Origin of the sequence: Paenibacillus sp. FSL F4-0100 (assembly GCF_037993005.1) — a bacterium.
Classification (GTDB): domain Bacteria; phylum Bacillota; class Bacilli; order Paenibacillales; family Paenibacillaceae; genus Paenibacillus_AQ.
This window is the reverse complement of sequence record NZ_CP150303.1, coordinates 7,652,080-7,673,395: the sequence shown is the minus strand read 5'-3', so window position 1 is coordinate 7,673,395 and position 21,316 is coordinate 7,652,080. Positions and strand designations below refer to the sequence as shown.

At 48.3% G+C, this 21,316-nt stretch carries 19 protein-coding genes; 15 read left to right on the top strand and 4 right to left on the bottom strand.

The genetic code is table 11. The features are described 5' to 3' along the window. The first annotated feature begins 57 nt into the window (after positions 1–57). From MHH48_RS34760 to MHH48_RS34695, 14 genes are all read left to right on the top strand, one after another. On the top strand, positions 58–1,821 hold the full coding sequence (locus MHH48_RS34760) for an ABC transporter substrate-binding protein (protein WP_076326281.1): 1,764 nt from the start codon (positions 58–60) through the stop codon (positions 1,819–1,821). Positions 1,822–1,887: 66 nt separating this feature from the next. Next, entirely contained in the window at positions 1,888–2,850 is a 963-nt protein-coding gene (locus MHH48_RS34755) for an ABC transporter permease (protein WP_076326280.1), read from the top strand. Between the two features lie 12 nt (positions 2,851–2,862). Continuing rightward, positions 2,863–3,786 carry an oligopeptide ABC transporter permease gene (gene opp4C, locus MHH48_RS34750; RefSeq protein ID WP_076326279.1) on the top strand — a complete coding sequence of 308 codons (924 nt, stop codon included), beginning with the start codon at positions 2,863–2,865 and terminating at the stop codon, positions 3,784–3,786. An 11-nt stretch (positions 3,787–3,797) separates the two neighbouring features. Next, the gene (locus MHH48_RS34745; RefSeq protein WP_076326278.1) at positions 3,798–4,772 is read left to right on the top strand and encodes an ABC transporter ATP-binding protein; all 975 of its coding nucleotides are present in this window, start codon (positions 3,798–3,800) and stop codon (positions 4,770–4,772) included. After that, positions 4,772–5,737, top strand: a complete 966-nt coding sequence (locus tag MHH48_RS34740) for a dipeptide ABC transporter ATP-binding protein (RefSeq protein WP_076326277.1) — start codon at positions 4,772–4,774, stop codon at positions 5,735–5,737. Before MHH48_RS34745 ends, MHH48_RS34740 begins: the two co-directional genes overlap by 1 nt. A 220-nt stretch (positions 5,738–5,957) precedes the next feature. Further along, positions 5,958–6,929, top strand: a complete 972-nt coding sequence (locus MHH48_RS34735; RefSeq protein ID WP_076326276.1) for a D-alanyl-D-alanine carboxypeptidase family protein — start codon at positions 5,958–5,960, stop codon at positions 6,927–6,929. A gap of 242 nt (positions 6,930–7,171) precedes the next feature. Continuing rightward, positions 7,172–8,158: an LCP family protein gene (locus MHH48_RS34730; protein ID WP_076326275.1), complete on the top strand. Its 987-nt coding sequence runs from the start codon at positions 7,172–7,174 to the stop codon at positions 8,156–8,158. A 224-nt stretch (positions 8,159–8,382) separates the two neighbouring features. Beyond that, positions 8,383–8,817: a CBS domain-containing protein gene (locus tag MHH48_RS34725; protein WP_076326274.1), complete on the top strand. Its 435-nt coding sequence runs from the start codon at positions 8,383–8,385 to the stop codon at positions 8,815–8,817. A gap of 261 nt (positions 8,818–9,078) precedes the next feature. Beyond that, complete coding sequence (locus MHH48_RS34720) at positions 9,079–9,381, top strand: MazG-like family protein (protein WP_179090743.1); 303 nt, start codon at positions 9,079–9,081, stop codon at positions 9,379–9,381. Positions 9,382–9,386: 5 nt separating this feature from the next. Then, the gene (locus MHH48_RS34715) at positions 9,387–10,304 is read left to right on the top strand and encodes a DUF2232 domain-containing protein (RefSeq protein WP_076326272.1); all 918 of its coding nucleotides are present in this window, start codon (positions 9,387–9,389) and stop codon (positions 10,302–10,304) included. A gap of 11 nt (positions 10,305–10,315) precedes the next feature. Next, the gene (locus tag MHH48_RS34710) at positions 10,316–12,316 is read left to right on the top strand and encodes a DHH family phosphoesterase (RefSeq protein WP_076326271.1); all 2,001 of its coding nucleotides are present in this window, start codon (positions 10,316–10,318) and stop codon (positions 12,314–12,316) included. After that, positions 12,313–12,756 carry a 50S ribosomal protein L9 gene (gene rplI / locus MHH48_RS34705; RefSeq protein WP_076326270.1) on the top strand — a complete coding sequence of 148 codons (444 nt, stop codon included), beginning with the start codon at positions 12,313–12,315 and terminating at the stop codon, positions 12,754–12,756. Before MHH48_RS34710 ends, rplI begins: the two co-directional genes overlap by 4 nt. 1 nt (position 12,757) lies before the next feature. Further along, positions 12,758–14,122, top strand: coding sequence for a replicative DNA helicase (dnaB, locus tag MHH48_RS34700; protein ID WP_071219350.1), 1,365 nt, complete (start codon positions 12,758–12,760; stop codon positions 14,120–14,122). A gap of 413 nt (positions 14,123–14,535) precedes the next feature. After that, positions 14,536–15,825: an adenylosuccinate synthase gene (locus MHH48_RS34695; RefSeq protein ID WP_076326269.1), complete on the top strand. Its 1,290-nt coding sequence runs from the start codon at positions 14,536–14,538 to the stop codon at positions 15,823–15,825. A gap of 431 nt (positions 15,826–16,256) precedes the next feature. Here MHH48_RS34695 and MHH48_RS34690 read toward each other — a convergent pair whose 3' ends face one another. The 4 genes from MHH48_RS34690 to MHH48_RS34675 form a co-directional block, all read right to left on the bottom strand. Continuing rightward, complete coding sequence (locus MHH48_RS34690; RefSeq protein ID WP_076326268.1) at positions 16,257–16,955, bottom strand: ABC transporter ATP-binding protein; 699 nt, start codon at positions 16,953–16,955, stop codon at positions 16,257–16,259. Continuing rightward, the gene (locus MHH48_RS34685) at positions 16,955–18,055 is read right to left on the bottom strand and encodes an ABC transporter permease (RefSeq protein ID WP_076326267.1); all 1,101 of its coding nucleotides are present in this window, start codon (positions 18,053–18,055) and stop codon (positions 16,955–16,957) included. The genes MHH48_RS34690 and MHH48_RS34685 overlap by 1 nt, the downstream gene beginning before the upstream one ends. A 121-nt stretch (positions 18,056–18,176) precedes the next feature. Continuing rightward, positions 18,177–19,559, bottom strand: a complete 1,383-nt coding sequence (locus MHH48_RS34680) for a HAMP domain-containing sensor histidine kinase (RefSeq protein WP_076326266.1) — start codon at positions 19,557–19,559, stop codon at positions 18,177–18,179. After that, a complete protein-coding gene (locus MHH48_RS34675) occupies positions 19,556–20,233 on the bottom strand; it encodes a response regulator transcription factor (protein WP_076326265.1) in 678 nt (225 codons plus the stop codon). The genes MHH48_RS34680 and MHH48_RS34675 overlap by 4 nt, the downstream gene beginning before the upstream one ends. A 256-nt stretch (positions 20,234–20,489) precedes the next feature. Here MHH48_RS34675 and MHH48_RS34670 point away from each other — a divergent pair, with 256 nt between their 5' ends. Then, positions 20,490–21,176 carry a hypothetical protein gene (locus tag MHH48_RS34670; RefSeq protein WP_076326264.1) on the top strand — a complete coding sequence of 229 codons (687 nt, stop codon included), beginning with the start codon at positions 20,490–20,492 and terminating at the stop codon, positions 21,174–21,176. Positions 21,177–21,316 lie beyond the last annotated feature (140 nt).

Sequence of the window (21,316 nt, the reverse complement as noted above, 5' to 3'; positions counted from 1 at the left end):
TCAATATTCGTCCTGATAATTTATATTGCAACAACATTTTTTAAGAGGAGGATTCGCATGAAGAAAAGAATGTCACTCCTGCTTGCAATCATGCTTTTGGCCATGACGGTATTGGCAGCATGTGGAGGCGGAGGAACAGCAGAACAGCCAAGTCAAGGGGAGCAAACGGAGCAAACACCACCAGCTGAAGGCGACAAAGATACTACAGAACCGCCTGCTGAAACTGGAGACGAAAGCCAAGGTTATTTCGAAGCGACTGATCCATCTAAGAATCCAACAGCTGCTAAAAATCGTAAAGATACACTGATCGTTGGTATGACTTCACCAAAAGGTGTTTTCAACCCGTTCTTCTGGCAAACAGCATATGATAAATATGTTGTAGAAGCAATTTTCGATTCTTTCTTCACGTTGAACGGTGATGGAACGTATTCGAACCGTTTGGCAGAAAGCGTTGAAGTTTCCGAGGATAAATTAAAGTATACGTTTAAATTGAAACAGGGTGTAACTTATTCAGATGGCACACCTGTAACAGTAAAAGATTATGCATTTGCGATGAAAGTTCTTCATGATGCTAGCTATGACGGTCAATCTGATATCTTCTCGACACATGTAAAAGGTGGTCAAGAGTATCATGATGGTAAAGCAACGGACATCTCTGGTGTTAAAGTTATCGATGACCACACCATCGAGATTGAAGTAACTGAAGCAAACGCTATGACGAAGGATTCTCTAGGAGACATTTCTTTCGTACCAGAAGCATACTACGGTAAAGATTACAAACAAGGCAACCTGGAGTACATGAAGAACCTGCATACTAAACCAATCGGTAGCGGTCAGTATGTACTGAAGAGCTTCGCTCCTGGTCAAGAGGTTGTATTGGAAGCTAACCCGAACTACTTCCTGGGGGCTCCGAAAATCAAAAACGTAATTTACAAAACAACTACTGATGAAACTAAATTGGCCATGTTCCAATCCGGTGAAATCGATATGGATATGGTTACCGTTAACGAAGATACCGTAGAAGAGTTGAAATCCATGGGCTTCTTGGATATCAACATCTTCCCAACCAATGGGTACGGTTACGTTGCCTTGAACCATAAAAATCCTAAGTTCCAAGATCCGAAAGTTCGTCAAGCATTATTATACGGTTTGAACCGTGCAGAAATCGTTGAAATTATCTATGGTCCTTATGCTAACGTAATCAACATTCCACAATCGAATGTATCATGGGCATATACTACTGAAGGTATCGATACACATGATTTCGACATCGAGAAAGCGAAGCAGCTTCTTGATGAAGCAGGCTGGGTTCCAGGTGCTGATGGCATCCGTGAGAAAGACGGCACGAAATTTGAGCTTCACTTCTCTGCAACAGCTGATAACCCGGTTGTAGATGCTTTGATTCCGGTAATGAATCAGAACTACCAAGAGCTTGGCATTAAGATCATTGCAGAAACATTAGACTTCAATGCGATCATGGATAAGAAGGATAAAGGCGATTTCGAAATGTTCTTTGCTGCATGGGGCTTGACTCCAGATCCAGAATCCACTGTATACCGTACAAAAGGAGCGCAAAATGATATCGGATACTCCAATCCTGCTTATGATGCAGCAATGGATAAAGGTCTAAAAGCCTTCGATCTTGAGGAGCGTAAAGCAGCATATGCAGAAGCATATCAAGTGCTGAATCAAGACGTTCCGGATCTCCCGATTTACCAAAGACGTGATATGTGGGGTATCAACAGCCGAGTTAAAGGTATGGAAATCACTCCATACAAAAACTTCGTGCTTGATCTTTACAAAGTCGAACTTGAACAATAACAGCAGGAAACATATGCTCAGCTCGCAAGAGCTGGGCATATCCACTTATAAGCCGGGAGGAATATTATGAAGCAGTACATTATCCGGAGGCTGCTGCAGATTATCCCGACAATGATCGGGATCTCGATTCTCATATTTGCAATATCAGCAATGGTGCCAGGTGATTATATCACTGCAATGGATAACCCGACGATGACTGCTGAGAAAGCAGCGCAGCTTCGGGAAATTTATGGTTTGGATAAGCCGCCGGTGGAGCGATACTTCACTTGGGCTGGCAATATGTTAAAGGGCAATCTCGGAGATTCCCTTCAGCACAAACAACCGGTTACTGCCGTTATGGGTAACTATGTATGGAACTCCTTTTTTATTGCTGTTTTTTCGTTAATATTAAGCTGGATCATTGCTATCTTTGCTGGGGTATTCTCGGCTAAATTTCAGTATTCATTGTTTGATAAACTCGTGACATTATTCATCTTTTTGTGCATGTCACTGCCTTCTTTCTTTATCGGGCTCCTTCTCATCAAGATTTTTGCCTTGGATTTAGGGTGGTTCCCGGTTGGCGGCATGAAGACTTCAGGTATGAATGGAAACACGTGGCAGCAACTGGTTGACATTGCATGGCATATGTTCTTGCCGGTTACCGTACTTACTATGCTCAGCACAGGCAGCTTGACACGGTATTTCCGTACAAGCATGCTGGAGGTTATCCGTCAGGATTACATCCGGACAGCACGGGCTAAGGGCTTAAAGGAACGTACGGTTATCTTCAAGCATGCTTTGCGTAATGCAATGCTTCCTGCGATCACTTTGATGGGCTTCGAATTGCCAGGCTTATTTGGTGGAGCCATCATTTTGGAGAAGATTTTCATTTGGCCTGGGGTTGGTCAGGTATATCTGGAATCGATCAGTATGCGGGATTATCCGTTTATGCTCGGCTTCACGATATTTATCTCCGTATTGACATTGCTCGGCAACTTGTTGTCGGATGTTCTATATGGCGCCGCTGACCCAAGAATTCGCTTAAAGTAGGAGGAGATTCATTTGTCCGCAGAGGCTGCACCATTAAAAACGAATCTACCAGTTCCGAAGAAGCAGCCGGATTCCCCATGGAGAATGGCCATTCGCCGTTTTTCCAGAAACCGTCTCGCTGTCATCGGACTTTTCATAATTGTATTTATGTTTTTGTTGTGTTTTATTGGGCCGGTATTTTCGCCTCATTCTTTGTATGATTATAGTGTAGCTGATAAGAATTTGGCTCCAAGTGCCAAGTATTGGCTGGGTACAGATAAACTTGGGCGTGATATTCTCTTGCGTATGATGCTCGCAGGGAGAATATCCTTAACAGTAGGACTTGTAGCTACAGGTATTTCCGTTATTATCGGAGCTACGCTTGGGGCATTGGCTGGATTCTATCGCAGATGGGTAGATACGCTGATTATGCGTATTGCTGATATCTTCATGGCTCTGCCAGGGCTGCCAATTCTGATTATCATGGGTGCGGTTTTGTCTGATTTGAAGGTGGATCCTTCCAAACGCATCTATTTCTTGATGCTTATAATCGGTATATTGGGATGGAGTAGTATATCACGTCTCGTACGTGGTCAAATCTTAACGCTCCGCGAACAGGAGTTTATGCAAGCAACAGAAGCTCTGGGACTTAAAGATCGTCGAAAAATCTTCCGTCACCTGCTTCCTAATACGATTCCAATCATCATTGTATCTGCAACGCTTGGTGTAGCGGGAGCTATCCTGTATGAATCGGCATTGAGTTTCCTAGGAGTCGGGGTTGTTCCGCCAACACCATCCTGGGGGAATATGATTTCTGCGGCAAACAATTTGATTGACTTCCGCAAGAGACCGTGGCTGTGGATACCGCCAGGCATGTGTATTCTTGTTACCGTAGTTGCGATTAACTTGATCGGTGACGGACTTCGCGACGCACTTGACCCGAAAATGAAGAAGTAGGAGAGGCGAATATGGCAAAAGAATTAGTTGAATTCCGCAATTTAAAAACGCATTTTCAAACCTCCGCAGGTACTGTAAAAGCCGTCGACGATGTCAGCTTCAAAATCCGTGAAGGCGAGACACTGTGCGTGGTCGGTGAATCGGGCTGTGGTAAAAGCGTGACAGCCATGTCACTCATGCGTTTAATTGATACACCTCCGGTTGGCGGTGAGATTTTTTATGAAGGCAAGGACCTGCTGAAGATGAGCAAGCGCGAGATGAGTTTGATTCGCGGTAACGATATCGCCATGATCTTCCAGGAGCCGATGACCTCACTCAACCCGGTGTTAACGATCGGGGAGCAGATTGTAGAGCCGATTCTGCTACATCAGCTCGTAAACCGTAAAGAGGCTAAACAACGTGCCATCGACCTTATCAATCTGGTAGGAATACCGCGTGCGGAGAAGATTTTCGACTCCTACCCGCATGAGCTCAGCGGCGGTATGCGCCAGCGGATTATGATCGCGATTGCGCTTAGCTGTAATCCCAAGCTCCTAATTGCAGATGAGCCAACAACTGCGCTTGATGTTACGATTCAGGCCCAGATTTTAGATTTGATGCGCGACATCAAGGGGAAGCTGAATACATCCATTATGCTGATTACGCATGACCTGGGTGTCGTAGCCGAAATGGCTGATTACGTTGTTGTTATGTATGCAGGAAAAGTCATTGAAGAAGCTCCGGTAATTGAGCTCTTCAAGCAGCCGAAGCATCCATATACCAAGGGGCTTTTGAAAGCTAAGCCCATCATTAACCAGACCCAAGAACGTCTGTATTCGATTCCGGGACAGGTACCCAATCCGGTAGATCTTGGAGACAACTGTCATTTCCATGATCGCTGTGAATCATGCATGCAGATTTGTAGAGAGAAGACACCTCCGCTCGGTACCGATTCTAACGGCCATAAGGTCGCTTGCTGGTTGTATGAAGAGGAGGGGAAAGCGTAATGAGTCAAGCATTGATCGAAATTGATGGTTTGAAGAAATACTTTCCCATCACCGGCGGCATATTGCAGCGGACGGTGGGTAATGTAAGAGCAGTTGACGGAGTCAGCTTTACCATCAACAAAGGGGAATCCTTCGGGCTTGTAGGTGAATCCGGCTGCGGCAAGAGCACCATTGGCCGAACCATTCTCCGTTTGTTGGAGAAAACGGAAGGTAAAGTTATCTTTAATGGTCAAGATATCCATACATTGTCCAAAGAGAAAATGCGTGCACTGCGTCCGAAGATGCAGATTGTGTTCCAGGATCCATTCAGCTCCCTGAACCCAAGAATCAAGGTTGGCGAAGCGATCGGCGAAGCACTCATTGACCATGGTTTAGTTAACCGTAGGGATCTTAAGGATCGCGTTATAGAAACGCTTGAGATTTGCGGCCTTGCTGCCTATCATTATGATCGTTATCCGCATGAATTCTCCGGTGGACAGCGTCAACGGATCGGGATTGCCCGCGCGTTGATTCTGAATCCAGACTTTATCGTAGCGGATGAGCCGGTATCTGCACTGGACGTATCGATTCAAGCGCAAATCATCAACTTGCTTAGTGACTTGCAGCGCGAGAAACAGTTGACCTACTTGTTCATTTCTCATGATCTCAGTGTTGTAGAGCATCTGTGCAACCGAATTGGGGTAATGTATCTGGGATCGATGGTAGAAATGGCTAGCAAGGAAGAACTGTTCCGCAATCCTCTGCACCCTTATACGAAGGCATTGTTGTCGGCAGTTCCGGTACCGGATCCAACGCTGAAGCGCGAGCGGATTGTATTGCAAGGCGACATTCCGAGCCCGGCGAATCCGCCATCAGGCTGCAAGTTCCATACTCGTTGTCCACTGGCTTCAGAACTATGCAAGCAGGAGATTCCAGAGTATCGCGATATGGGTAATAACCACTTCGTTGCTTGTCACTACGCTTAATATGACTCTACATATCTAAGTTTTCTGACAGCAATCAGGACATGTATTAGAAAATAAATAGATTCATAGGGGGACTTCCTCCGTCTGCGGACGGAAGGGGGTCTTTTTAATTTCCGAGTGACTAATCGACCGTATTTACAAAAATTTCTAAATAAAATTTCTGAAAAAACGCAGACCAAATGCCCCTTTCAACCGTCTATAACTATGGAGGGCTAATTCTATGAAAAAACGGTGGCTTTGGTTGGTCATGATGTTGTTAATTATCGTCCCGATTGGGGCGGTTGTCATAGGAAATATAGAACGAGCGGGGTTTAAACCGAAGGTGGACGCGCGAGCGGTTGTCTTGATGGATTTAAACACCGGGCGTATTTTGCTCAGCAAAAATGGCGATGTACCTTTACCGCCTGCAAGCATGTCCAAGTTGATGACCGAGTTGGTTATTCTTGATGATATCAAAACCGGAAGCAGATCCTGGGACGATGAAGTCAAAATAAGTGATCTCGCAACGGACGTCAGAGGAGTTAAGATTGCCCTGAAATCGGGTGAAATTCTGACGGTGCGCGAATTGTTCCAGAGCATAACGGTTTATTCGGCGAATGATGCCGCCGTAGCACTTGCCGAGCATTTTGCGGGCTCTGAGGAAGCGTTTGTCCGAAAAATGAATGCCAAAGCAAAAGAGATTGGTTTATCCAGCGCGACACGATTCGTGAACGCGTCAGGAGTCGAGCGAGACACAGGCAGCGATCAAGCCTGGCCATTGGATGGAGAAACAGTGATGACCGCAGAGGATACGGCCAAACTGGCAGCGCATTTGATTCGCAGCCACCCGGATATTCTTAGCACCTCCAGCAAGACCCAAACCAAGATCAGTGGACGCAATTTATATTTAAGCAACACCAATTGGATGCTGCCATCGGTAGGAGGCCCTTATTCCTATGAAGGCACGGACGGCTTAAAAACAGGGTACACGGTCAATGCAGGATACTGCTTCACGGGCACCGCGGAGAAACAAGGCAGTCGGCTTGTTGCCGTTGTCATGGGTACCGAGTCTAAAGAAGCAAGATTCGAAGAGACACGCAAGCTGTTTGACTACGGATTTGCTAAAACGTTAACATGGAGAGAGCGACTGGATGACTGGTTTCAATATTCAGGAGTCACAGCCGCTCTTACGTATGATAAGAGACCCGTTTAGCGGATCGTTGAAGATTTGGTAGATTTATAGAACTGCCCGTGAAGGGTTCACATTTGACAATAATCTGGTTTACAATAGATGATGTGTTGGAACTGGCCTACTGATATGAAGTGAGTCAACGGGAAGAGTTCCCGTTTAATAAGGAGAGGAGGGTGAGCCAAGTAGCTTGGGGTGCAAGCAAGGACCTTTAACGATCTGACTTATCCATTAAATTATTTTATAATAAAGAAGGAATCGAACTCATGAAGAGGAAATCAATATATATTACTCTCGCTTTGGTCATACTGCTGGGCTCCACCGCGTTTCTGTTCAGAACGCAGCTTGCGGTTGTAGCATTTGATCTGTTTATGGCAAAAGATGTAGAGGAATCATTGCAGAAATCGTATAAACCGCTCCAGAGCGACAAGACCCCTGAACCTGTAGTACTCCAGAGCGAACCGTTCTCCGTTATGCTGCTTGGGAGTGACCAGCGGGAGGATGAACCTGCGCGTTCGGATACGTTGATCTATGCGGTTGTACGTCCCATGGAGTCCAAAGTGCTCTTAATATCGGTTCCTAGGGACACGTATGTCGATATTATCGGTAAGGACAAGAAAGACAAGATTAACCACGCGTTTGCATTTGGCGGACATCAAATGGCCAAAGATACGATGGAGGCATTTTTCGAGGAAGAACTTAATTATTATGCTTCCATTAATTTTAAGGGCTTGAAGAATGTTGTTGATGCCATCGGGGGCGTGGAGCTGCCGATCGGCAAGGATATCGTCAATAAAGGCAGAGACCATGAGAAATTCACGATTGAAGCCAACAAACCGATTTATAACGGCGAGGAAGCTTTGAATTATGTCCGATATCGGGAAGATAGCGACTTTAATCGTGCGAAGAGACAACAAGTGTTTTTGGACGTAGCGGCCAAGCGGGTGATGAAGCTTGATCAGATCGGCAAGGTGCCTGAACTTATTGAGATCATGGGAGATAATTTCCAGACCGATATGCAGCCTAAATTCATTATTGACCTGGCGAAGCAGATGCTGACCGGGGGCAAAGTGGATATGACCAGCTTTACAATCATGGGGGAAGGCATGAAAATTGGCGGCGTCTATTACAACGAGCCCGACATGGATGATGTGCAGGAAGCCCGGGATTTGATTGACAACTGGATGAATCCGGATACACCGGCTGACCAGCTGCTGCAGCCCAAAGATGCAGAGAAGCAAAAGTTGAAATAAATATACACCGGTATACCCGGATGAATGTCATAGTACGTTGCTTCATCTCAATCAGCAGTCGGATGGCTGCTGATTTTGTGCCCTATACAAGGAATCAGAACGACGAAGTTAACGTATGTATGAGTATGGATAGGGGAAGGAGTAACCTGCATACCTAGGCTTTAAATCAGGAAGGTTACTTAACATGACTTCAGAAGTTGGAGTCATAAGGAGGATAATGCATTATGAATATCGCTTTTTTTCTATTACCGAAGCAGGAAGTGATCTGTTTAACACTGGATTCTACGCTCAGGCAGACGCTGGAACGGATGGAGTTTCACCGATACACGGCTGTGCCCGTACTGGATAAGAACGGACAGTACGCAGGGACTGTAACGGAAGGTGATCTGTTGTGGCATATGAAAAATTCGGATGGCAAAATCACTTTTGAGAATGCTTCGAAATTTTTATTGAAGGATGTTCCTTTTCGTATGGATATTAAACCGGTGTCGATTGACGCCCGGATGGAGGATCTGATTAATCTGGCCAAGGTGCAGAACTTTGTGCCTGTGGTGGACGATATGAACCGCTTTATCGGCATTGTACGCAGAAGCCTTATCATTGAGTATTGTGAACGGTTTGTCTCCAAGGAGACGATGGAGTCCCACGGGGCATCATAATCAAGTAGATTTGTGAATAAACAAGGGCGTGGGACCACGATGACAATGTGGGTAACACGTCCTATTTTTATAGAAGCGAGGCAGCAGTGAAAGAGCGGGGAGGAATAACCGGGGCCCTATTGGAGTACAAAGAGAAGGTAGGTTATCTCTATCCGCTGGTTCTAAGGATGGACAGGGTGCATGGGCCTTTGTGTGGGCGGCTTTTTTTTATGCTATAATGGAGAATAAAGCTGTTTTCAGGGAGAGATGGATATGCCAAATATGCCGAAGGACTTGGATGTAGCTAAACGCGCCAAAGTGATTGAATGGCTCAAAACCGAAGTAATTGACAATGTATCCCGGTTATTCAAAGCTCTATGGGAAGGCAGCACTACAAAGGTTGGAGACAGTTTGGCAAGCCTGATGATGAGCTCATACATACTGGGCCGAAGGCTCGGCTTGACCTATCGGGATTTGGACGATCTCTTGTTAGAGAAATTGAAAAAGCATAAGCAGGAAGGACATCAACTGGAAGATTGGTACCAGGATATTTCCGCGCTCGAAGAACATTTACGTAAGAGGTGAACATATTGAAACTGCGCTGGACTACGGCGGTATGGAGCGTTATTTATTTGCTTCTGCTGCTATCACTACTCACACCCTTTTCGATCGTAACGGCTTTCTTGTTAGTTCTGCCGGTTGCGATTCTGTTTACGGCTTTGAATACAAAATCATTTATCATGCATGTGGTGCCCGTGTGGCTGATCGCGCTTCTGATTCATCCCATATATGTGTTATTCGCGATCTATTTTGCCATTCCGGGGATCGTCATGGGGTATTTGTATCGGAAGCGGAAGGCTGCCATGCAGGTATTGAAGTATGGCATGGCTGTCATGCTGGTGGAAATGCTCGTTCTGCTCATGATCAGCACGGCCTTCTTCCAATTAAATCTGTCGGAGTACGTGGATGAGATTGTAAAGATGACGACCGCTCCGCTCACTGAGATGGGTGTAGAAGGCGGCCTAGGCGGACAGTTCCTTGGCACAGAACTCGATACACAGTTCATTAAAGATCAAACGATGCGCTTGGTTCCATTTGCGATGATTATCAGCTCGTTCCTCATGACGGTGGTAACCCATGCTTTGGCTCGTCCTACGCTGGGCAGCATGGGCTTGTCCGTGCCGCGGCTGAAGCCGGCTAGAGAATGGATGCTGCCGCGTTCCCTGATCTGGTACTACTTGCTCATTTTCTTCATCAACATAGCAACCGTCGATTCGGACAATACCTTCATGAAGATGATTGTGGCTAACGCTACACCTTTGCTGCAGATCTGCTTCATGATCCAAGCGCTGGGGTTCTTCTACTATCTCGCTCACGAACGGAAGTGGCATCCGATTGTACCGCTTTTGACGGCTATACCGATTGTGCTGTTCCCGCCGGCTATGATTATCGGAATCCTGGACTTGGCGTTCCCACTTCGTCAGGCGTTTAGTAAAACCAAAAGATAGGGTGATGAGTCATGCCTAAATTTCTGCAGAAGCGCTGGCACGGCTATCATACCGTCTGGGCGTTTGCGCTGGTGCTTCTGCTTGTTATTTTTCTGTCGTTCTACAATACCATTCTGGGGCTGGTCGGATTGCTGCTTGCGGTGGTAGGCGGCTATGCGATGCTGAAGACGGAGATGCAATTCCGACGCGAGCTGGTGGATTATATTGGGGATCTGTCATTTCGGATTCAGCGGGTCGAGGGCGAAGCGGTAAGCGTACTGCCATTTGGCATTGTGCTGTACAGCGAAGACAAGACAGTGGAGTGGCATAACCAATTTGTAGTCAATATGTTTCCGCATCAATCGTTGGTCGGGGTATCCTTGCAGGAGTTGTTTCCTCAGCTGGTTAACGCGATGAAGGAAGCCCAAGAGAAGAAGGATAACAAGGAGAAGCTGCCGAAAGAAATTCGTCTGGAGATCTCCCACGAGGATAAGTTCTATGGAGCAACGGTCATTCCGGATGAGCGACTCATTTATCTGGATGAGATTACCGAGCTGGCCGTGCTAAGGCAGCGGTATGAGGATGAGCGATTGGCTTTGGGCATTATCATGATGGATAACATCGATGAGGCCTCGCAGGGGATGGATGATCAACAGCGTACGGCATTGATTGCGAAGGTAACCAGTGAGATCACCGATTGGGCGCGTGAATTTAACGTCTATTTGCGGAGACTTTCCTCGGACCGCTATTTGATGATGCTCAACCACCGGTCGCTGGATGCGCTGGAGAACAGCCGTTTTCTCATCTTGGATGAAGTCCGGGAGATGACCGCCGATCTGAAGGTACCGCTGACGCTAAGCGTTGGCCTTGCCTTCGGTTCAGAGGACATTACGGAGCTGGGGCAGCTGGCACAATCCAGTTTGGATATGGCGCTGGGCCGCGGCGGAGATCAAGCTGCCGTCAAAGCGGGTCAAAGGCTCTCCTTCTATGGCGGTAAATCCAATGCAGTGGAGAAACGGACGCGCGTAAGGGCACGTGTCATCTCCCATGCGCTGCGTGATTTGATGCAGGAGAGCGACAAAGTGATCATCATGGGCCATAAGCTGCCGGATATGGACGTGGTCGGCGCTGCAATCGGCATACTGAAAGCAGCCCAGATGTATAAAGTGGAGGCTTATATCGTGATGGAGGGAATGAATCCGTCGATTTCGAGGCTTATGGAAGAGGTCCGCAAGGACGAGGCCTTGATGAACCGATTCGTCTCCACCGAACAAGCGATGCAGATGATGACAGAGCATACATTGCTCGTTGTGGTTGATACGCATAAAGCCTCCATGACGATGGAGCCGCGGCTGGTTCATCGCGCAAGCCGGGTTGTGGTGATGGATCATCACCGGCGCGGAGAAGAGTTTATTAATGACGCAGTGCTGATCTATCTTGAACCGTATGCCTCCTCGACCTGTGAGCTGGTTACCGAGGTGCTGCAATATATTCACGAGCGGGTATCCCTTACTCCGGTTGAGGCGACGGCCCTATTGGCGGGGATCACGGTAGATACCAAGCATTTTGCCCTCCACACGGGATCGAGAACGTTCGAGGCTGCCGGTTTCCTGCGGCGTCACGGAGCTGATACGATGATGATTCAGCGGGTGCTCAAGGAAGATCTGACAGAATTTATAGCGAAGGCAGAAATCGTGAAACATGCTAAAATGGTATATGACCATATCGCCATTGCGGTATCGACGAGCGGGGAGCCTATGCCGCAGCTGCTGATCGCTCAAGTAGCGGATATGCTGCTGAATATGACGGATGTGCAGGCATCGTTTGTCATTAGCGAACGCACAGACGGCAAGATTGGCATTAGCGCCCGCTCCATGGGCAAGATGAATGTTCAGATGATTATGGAACGTCTCGGGGGAGGCGGACATTTAACGAACGCCGCAGTACAACTGGATACGACGCCTGAGAAAGCCGAGGAGAAGTTGATGGAGGTACTGAAGGACATCGAAGCGAAAGAGGGGTTATTTGAATGAAAGTCATTTTCATAAAAGATATGAAGGGTCAAGGCAAGAAAGGTGAAGTGAAGGAAGTTTCGGAAGGGTACGCAACAAACTTCCTGATTCCGCGGGGAGTCGCTCGTCCGGCAACCGACGGCAACATGAAGACGCTGGAGCAGCAGCAGGCTTCCGAGGAGAAGCGCAAAGCCCAGGAGAAGGGAGAGGCGCAGGCGCTCGGCAAGAAGCTGGAAGAGATGACAGTTGTCCTGAAAGCTAAAGCTGGAGAGGGCGGCCGTTTGTTCGGTGCCATTACCAGCAAACAAATTGCTGAAGCTCTGGCAGGACAGAAGATTAAAATCGACAAACGCAAAATTGAACTTAGCGATCCGATCCGCAGTCTGGGTGTTACCCAGATTCCGGTGAAGCTGCACCCTGACGTCAAGGCGACGCTCAAGGTTCAAATTACGGAGGAGTAATATGGGAGGAGAACTCTATTTCGATCGGGTCCCCCCGCAGAACCTTGAGGCAGAGCAGGCGGTGCTGGGTGCCATTCTGCTGCAAAGTGAAGCGCTAATTACAGCGATGGAGCGGGTGCAGGCCGAGGACTTCTACGACAAAACGCATCAGATGATCTATGAAGTTATGGTGCAGCTCGGGGAAGGCAATCAACCGATCGATCTGGTGACCCTTACATCTCTCCTGCAAGATAAAGGGCAGCTGGAAGAGGTCGGAGGCGTCAGCTATTTAGCCAAGCTGGCACATGCGGTTCCGACGGCTGCAAACGTGGATTATTACGCCCAGATCATCGAAGAGAAATCGATGCTGCGGCGGTTGATTCGAACCGCAACACAGATTGTCAGTGAAGGATATACCGGAGGAGAAGATGTATCCGGTATGCTCAGCGAGGCGGAGCGCCGCATTCTCGAGATCTCCAATCGACGCACAGGCAGCGGGTTTATTGCGATCCGCGATGTGCTGATGGAAGTATTCGAGAAGGTGGAGGTTCTCCATCAGAACCGGGGAAATACAACGGGAATTCCATCCGGCTTCGTGGACTTGGACAAAATGACAAGCGGATTCCAGCGCAACGACTTGATCATCGTAGCTGCCCGTCCTTCCGTAGGTAAAACCGCATTTGCCTTGAATATCGCCCAGAATGTGGCGATTCGTGCCAAGGAAACCGTAGCGATCTTCAGTCTGGAGATGTCAGCGCCGCAGCTCGTACAGCGTATGATCTGTGCGGAGGCTAACCTGGACGCCGGGGTCATGCGTAACGGTGATTTCAAGGGTGATGAGGATTGGTCCAAACTCACGATGGGCATTGCAGCTCTGTCGGAAGCCGAGATCTACATTGATGATACACCGGGCGTTACGGTTGCCGATATACGTGCGAAGTGCCGCCGTCTGAAGAAGGAGAAGGGGCTCGGCATGATCCTGATCGATTACCTCCAACTCATTCATGGACGCGGCAAGGCCGGGGAGAACCGGCAGCAGGAGGTATCCGAGATCTCGCGTACGCTTAAACAAATCGCCCGTGAGCTCGAAGTGCCGGTTATTGCGCTGTCACAGCTCAGCCGGGGAGTGGAGCAGCGTCAGGATAAGCGTCCGATGATGAGTGACCTTCGGGAATCCGGTTCGATTGAGCAGGATGCCGATATCGTTGCGTTCTTGTACCGGGATGATTATTACAATCAGGAGACGGAGAAGAAGAACATCATCGAGATCATCATTGCCAAACAGCGTAATGGTCCTGTAGGCACGGTGGAACTGGTCTTCCTGAAGAACTTTAATAAATTCGTCAATTACGAGCGAACCCATGCCGATGCCTTCGCCGCCGGATAACGGCGGTATCCAACCTTAGTCTAGCCAGACAGATACTTGCCGCTGGCTGTAAGTTAGGGGCATTTCTTAAGATATCAAGTATAAACTTCGAAGCTTGGGCCCTTCCTGATATCGCAAGAAAAACTTCCTCTAACCGCGGTCTGTCTTCAGAGAAAGTACGTCGACAGTCGTTTTTCTTATGGTGGTTCCCCGAATAATGCGGCAATCATTGTATAATCTCGTCCTAATTCCGAACAATCGTACACACTGATGTACGATTGTTCGTTTTTGTATTTGACTTTAAAAATGGGGACTGTTACACTGGTATTGCTGCTTTAGTGCAGTGAGGTTGAATTTTAATCATCATGTAGAGGTTATTTCATCAGTGTTACGTGAAATATTAAGGGTGTAACAGCCCGGGCGGAGGAATGAATATGTCAACGGTAGTCGTTGTGGGAACACAATGGGGAGATGAAGGGAAAGGGAAAATCACGGATTATTTGGCGGAAAGCGCTGACGTGGTAGCCCGTTACCAAGGCGGCAACAATGCCGGCCACACCATTCTGATTGACGGTAATAAATTCAAGCTTAGCTTGATTCCATCCGGAGTATTCTATAAAGATAAAACCTGTGTGATCGGAAACGGTATGGTCGTTAACCCGGCTGCACTTATTGAAGAGATTAATTATATTCATGATAACGGGTTTAGCACGGATAATCTGGTAATCAGTGATCGTGCTCATGTTATCATGCCTTATCATATGGTATTGGATGCTCTGGAAGAGGATCGCAAAGGTCCGAACAAAATCGGTACGACCCGCAAGGGAATCGGCCCTTGCTACATGGATAAAGCGGCACGTAACGGCATCCGGATCGCAGATTTGATGGATGCGGAAGAGTTCGAGCTGAAGCTTCGCCATCTGGTGAAGGAGAAGAATCAAGTCATTACCCAGGTGTATGGCGGGGAAGAACTCAATGTCGAAGAGATTCTGACGCAATACCTGGAATACGCCGAAATCATTCGTAAATATGTGCGTGATACTTCCGTCATCCTGAATGATGCAATCGATGCGAATCAAAAAGTATTGTTCGAAGGCGCGCAAGGCGTTATGCTGGACATCGACCAAGGCACGTACCCGTTCGTTACGTCTTCGAATCCTTCTGCCGGCGGTGTATGTATCGGCTCCGGTGTAGGGCCATCGAAGATTCAACAGGTGATCGGTGTGGCTAAATCCTATACGACGCGTGTAGGGGATGGACCTTTCCCAACGGAGCTGGACAATGAGATCGGTGAGTACATTCGTGAAAAAGGACATGAATACGGCACGGTGACCGGACGTGCTCGCCGCGTAGGCTGGTTCGATAGCGTAGTTGTACGCCATGCCCGCCGTGTGAGCGGAATTACCGGCTTGTCCCTGAACTCGCTTGATGTGCTGAGTGGTCTTGAGACCGTTAAGATCTGTACTGCATATAAATTCCGCGGTGAAGAAATCACACACTATCCAGCAAGCCTGAAAATGCTTGCTGAATGCGAAGCAATCTATGAAGAGCTGCCAGGCTGGAACGAAGACATTACCGGAGCAAAAACGCTGGAGGATCTGCCGGAGAACACCCGTCGCTATGTCGAGCGCGTATCCGAGCTGACCGGCATTCCGATTGCCATCTTCTCCGTTGGCCGCAACCGGGAGCAGACGAATCAAGTGCTTCCGATTTACGAGAAATAATCTAGCGTTGGACCAAGAATAGAGAGACTAGAAGTTCAACTTCAACAATAAGATAGGTCCATGAACCTGCCGATGATATTGTCGGCGGGTTTTTCTTTTGGGCAATGAAGTGAAATCAAGAAACACCTCGAGATAACATTGATAACCAAAATGTGGAAGAATTTGTCCCTTCATTTGAATAATATTATCCCTTAGTCGGTTGTCCATCCACCCTATAATGGAGAGAGACATAGAGGACAGCACGCTGATAATTTGGAATTGGGGCTAAAAGCAGCGGGTATATGCAGTCAGAACAATGTAGGGGGGACAGAAGCCATACGAATTCAATGAGGTGTATGGCTTTCTTGAGAGCTGGACAAGGTACACGATCCAGCATAATAAAAACCGGATTCATCTACTAGGTTACTAGGGATGAATCCGGTTTTTTCATACTATAGTAGAGTGGGCGGTCGCTGTTCGGTTAACTTGCCGTCCTCGATATAGACGATTCGGTCACATAGATCGAGCATGCGCTTGTCATGCGTGACCATGACGGCGGCTTTCTGGCGCAACTTGACCTCATCGGCGAGCATCTGAACAACGGTTCGACCGCGCTCCGAATCCAGGCTTGCAGTCGGCTCGTCTGCAAGAATGAGCTCCGGATTGTTCATCCATGCCCGGGCAATGGCAACGCGCTGCCGTTCGCCGCCGGATAAGCTCTCAGGGTAATGAAACTTACGGTGCGATAAACCCAGCCGATGAAGCAGCTCATCCGCCCGCTGCTGCGGCTCCTGGCCGTGCTGACCTGCCAGCTTGGCAATCAGGAGGAGCTGATCGCGAACAGTTAGATAAGGAATCAGATTGGAGGATTGAAAGACAAATCCGATATGGTTCAGCCGCAGCTGATTCAATTTTTTTGCAGATAGCCTTGTAACCTCCTGATCGCCCATCCATATTCGTCCCTGGGTAGGGGATAGCAGTGCCCCTGCAATGGAGAGAAAGGTACTTTTGCCGGAGCCGGAAGGCCCAACAACCGCGACAAATTCCCCGCTTTTGATGTCCAGTGATATGTTGTTAAGTACGTTAACTGTGGTATCCCCATCGCCGAATTCTTTGCTCACCTGATCCAATAACAGTTTGGATGATTTCATTATGCAGCCCTCCCGATAGCTTCGATGGCATCGATCTTGATGACGCGATACAGCGACAATAGCGATCCCATCAGGGATACCGCGAGGAATAGCAACGAACAGAGCAGGACGACCGAAGGGGGTAATGAAAACGGTACGATGCCGGACAGTAGGAGCGATACTCCATAAGTCAGGCCAATGCTGATCGCAAGACTGACGATGGTAAGGGTCAGGACTTGAAAAATGAGATTCCTCACCAGATATCCGGTTCCAGCTCCAATGGCCTTCAAGACGCCGAACTGATTCATTTTCTGAATCGTGATGACGTAAAAGAACACAGCCAGGACAAAAGCCGCGATCACAAACAAGAATACAATCATCATGATAAGAGAGCCTTGCTCCTCCTTAAATCCGGGGATGCCCTGCAGCGCATCGCTTTTCGTTATAATCTCAATACCAGATATGTCCCGCGCTAGGGTTTCCTTTTGTTCCGGACTGCCATTCAAAACAATTGCACTATAGATGGGTTCTTGCTTCGCACTCCTTGGCTGAAGAGCCTTCCACCCTTCAAAATTCATATGAATAACCGGAGCATGGCTGTAGGACTGTCCTTCAGTAAACGCCGCAATGGTATATGTGGCGCCTGTAGCCTGATCAACGATCCGGTCACCTAACTGGTATCCGTCATCTTTCAAGGAGCGGTCAGCCATGACATGGTCCGCATCCGTATTGTTAATCATGGTACCTTCAACAACCTTGGGAGCTAACATGCTCTCCATGTCGATGGCAAAAAAAGCTGCATCGAATTTAGCTGTGGAGCCTTCCTTAGTCAGCGTATTCATGTGTACCCCTAGCGGGGTGGCCTTGTTTCCACCTGGGTGGCTCCGTACTTCGGTCCAGAGCTCCTCGGTAAGAATGGAGCGATTGATCCGATGATCGGACTCTTCCTGAAGGACCAGATAGTCGGCTTTCATATTTTGTATGGAAGAGGCGTTATCAGAGGAGAGTCCCTGGGCCAATCCGGTCACGAACAGGACGAGCCAGGCAATCAGCACCATAATGAAGCCAATCAGCAGATAGCGCAGCTTCGCATGTCGAAGTTCGCGCAGTGCAAGAAACATGTTTCTCATCTCCATTCCTGTAATTAAGCAGCACCTTATCCCTTCGTATCTATCTTGCGGGATATGCTTCAAGTATAGGAATGGAATATGAACAGAGCATGAACTCAGAGATAAGGCTTCATTACGCGATAGGGAGGATGACGGTGAAGGTGGTTCCTTTTTCAGGCTGACTCGTCACTTCAATATGTCCGCCATGCAGCTCGACAATCTTCCGGGTGATGGATAAGCCTAATCCGCTGCTGCCCTCGGAACGATCCCGAGCCTCATCCACACGGTAAAATCGGTTGAAGATGTGGGGGAGATGCTCTTGCGGAATGCCTATCCCTGTATCTGAGATCTCGATGCTGCATTGTTTGTTGAGTTGATCGGTGACACGCAGCGTGATGACGCCCTCCGGAGCCGTAAATTTAATGCTGTTCGTGATGAGGTTCGTCCATACTTGATGCAGCAGCTGTTGGTCGCCGTGAATATAGGTTGACGGCAGCGACATATCGATGGTGAGATCCTTGCTCCGCCAGCTCCATTCGGTGTGGAACAATACCTGCTTGATCTGCTCGGCAACGTCGAAGGTGGTTTTCTCCAGAATATTCTCTTCCTTATCCAAGGAAGCCAGCATAAGCAGCTGTTTGCTGAGTTGGGACATGCGGCGGCTCTCCGCTTCAATGATCGCCAGGTAATGCTGCTGTTGTTCCTCGGACAAGCGTTTGGTTTGCAGCGTCTGCGAGAAGCCTTGAATGGAAGCAAGCGGTGACTGGATTTCATGTGACACATTAGATACGAACTCCTGGCGCATCTGCTCCAGCTGCGCTAAACCTTTGGCCATCTGGGAAAAATGATCCGCGAGCTGCCCCAGCTCATCCCGCCTGGCGACATTCAGCTCAATGTTATATTGGCCCTGCGCCACGCTTTGGGTAGCCTCGGTTAACTTCACGATCGGTTTCACGATGTATCGGGTAATGATGCCCACAAGCAGGATGCTCAGCAGAATGGCGATCGCCATGATGATCGAGAAGAAGATTCGCATTTCCCCGAATTGAACGGTAATATCGGGCCTGATGAAGAGCGCGTGAGACCTGCCGTCAACCTGTAATGGAATGCCGATGGAATTGCTTAGGACATTGTCGAAAAAACCGGTAATGAACAGTTCAGATGGGAACTCCCCGATGCCATGGTACACCTTCCCGTTCAGTACCAGCTGCACCGTTTCGGTCGAGAGATCGCGTTCACGGAATAAGCCGCCATAGAACCACTCTTTGCCTTGATCGTTCACCAAATAGAATTGATAACCGAGCTGTCCGATGTGGTGGAGATAATCATGTACATCCATCTCCGGGTGGCTGTTATAGAATTCACCGATATTTTTGGCCATGGTGGTGACCTTCTGATCATTAAATGGCTTGAGATTGTACTGATAGTAGAGATTGGACAGCACAAAAGCAATCAAGCTGCTGATCACCATGATGGCAACGGTGGTGAGGACGATGCGCGAATAGAGAGTTCTCACTGCGGCGCCGCCTCCAATTTATACCCCACACCCCGGATGGTCCGTATCTGGAAATCGCCAGTTCGGTCTACAAAGCGTTCCCGGAGCCGTTTGATGTGGACGTCAATAGTCCGGTCATCTCCGTCATAATCTGTTCCCCAGATGAGCTGAATCAATTCTTCGCGCGAGAACGTCCGGTCCGGATAGCTCGCAAGCTGAGAGAGCAGTTCAAATTCCTTCATCGGCAGCATCAGTACCTTCCCGTGTCCTTGGACTTCGTAGCTTTTGCGGTCGATGGTGGTTTCGTTCAGTCGGATCTTGTCCGCGCTGACCAGCTGATAGCGCCGAAGAAGCGCTTTGATTCGAAATAGCAGCTCCCTTGGTTCAAATGGTTTGGTTAAGTAGTCATCCGTGCCGACGGCATATCCCTTCTCCTTATCCACGAGCTGATCCTTGGCCGTCAGCAGAATGACGGGAAAATCATAATAACGTCGGATTTCGTCGCAGAGCTGATAACCGTCCTTGTTCGGCATCATGACATCTACGACAGCCAGATGAACTTGTTCCTCGGCCAAGCGAGTTGAAGCTTCTTCCCCATCAGCGGCAGTAAACACCGTGTATCCTTCGGATTGCAGATGATATTGCAGCAGTTCCCGAATATGCGCGTCGTCATCGGCGATTAATATATGAATCATTACTAGAATGAACCTCCTTCGTGTGCAGTTCTGATGACTATATATGTATCATAAATACCCCTGTGCGGTCGATTGCAGCCTTCATAGCACAGAAGTAGTGTGGCCTAAAATCACCTGAATCATGAAATATATCAAATGGAAGTAGAAAAAATGGATGATATGGGATTGAAGCGATTCCGAGCCGTCAATACTGGAAAAAAGAAAGCAATTATGGCCATGTCATTTCAGAGCATGCATGAGCGAAGGAGGAATACGGATGAAGTGGATGAAATGGCTGCTGAAAGTCAGCCTGACCGCCATCCTGGTGAGCACGCTCACGATTGTGACAACAGGCATCGTGGTCAATGCCTATATTCAATCGGTGTTGTCCAGCTTTAACATTCAGCTGGAGACAGAGTCGATGGGGGTTGGAGGTATTATGAAGTCGATGCTGGGCATGGGCTCCGGCACAAAGTCGGATGTTGGCAGCGTCAACGCCGTGAAGGATAACGAATCGGCAGAAGATAAAGGTACCGAGTCCAAAGAACCGGCATCAGGAGTCGGATCAGAGACGAAAGGTGAGGCAAAAGAGGACGAGGAGACCAGTTCGGACCCATTGGGGACGACGGGTGAGCCGCCAGCAGATGAAGAGGCACCTGATAATTCCTTGCCAGTGATGGGCACAAACACGACAGAGCAGCCTGACGATTCCTCGCTGGAGGATCAGGAGATTGTAATGACACCGGGGGAAATTGTGGATCGGAAGGACAGTCTGCCAACAGAGGAGAAGGAAGAGATTTTTACCATGCTGATGAATAAGCTGCCTCAATCGGAAATGCAGAAGATCTCCGAGGCGATGGAGGATGGTCTGACCGCAGCGGAACTTGCGGACATCGAACAGGGCATATCCAAATATTTGAATGCAGAGGAATTCGATAAACTGATCACCATGCTCAAAGAATAACGGAATGACGGCGTTCAGGCCTGTTCTGTCACTGTTTTGTCACTGACTTGCTAAGGATATATATTAGGAAAAATGAGGAAACCCGCGCTGGGCGCGGGTTTTTCGCTGTTTTCGTAAACTTGAAATGATTGTAAAGGCTA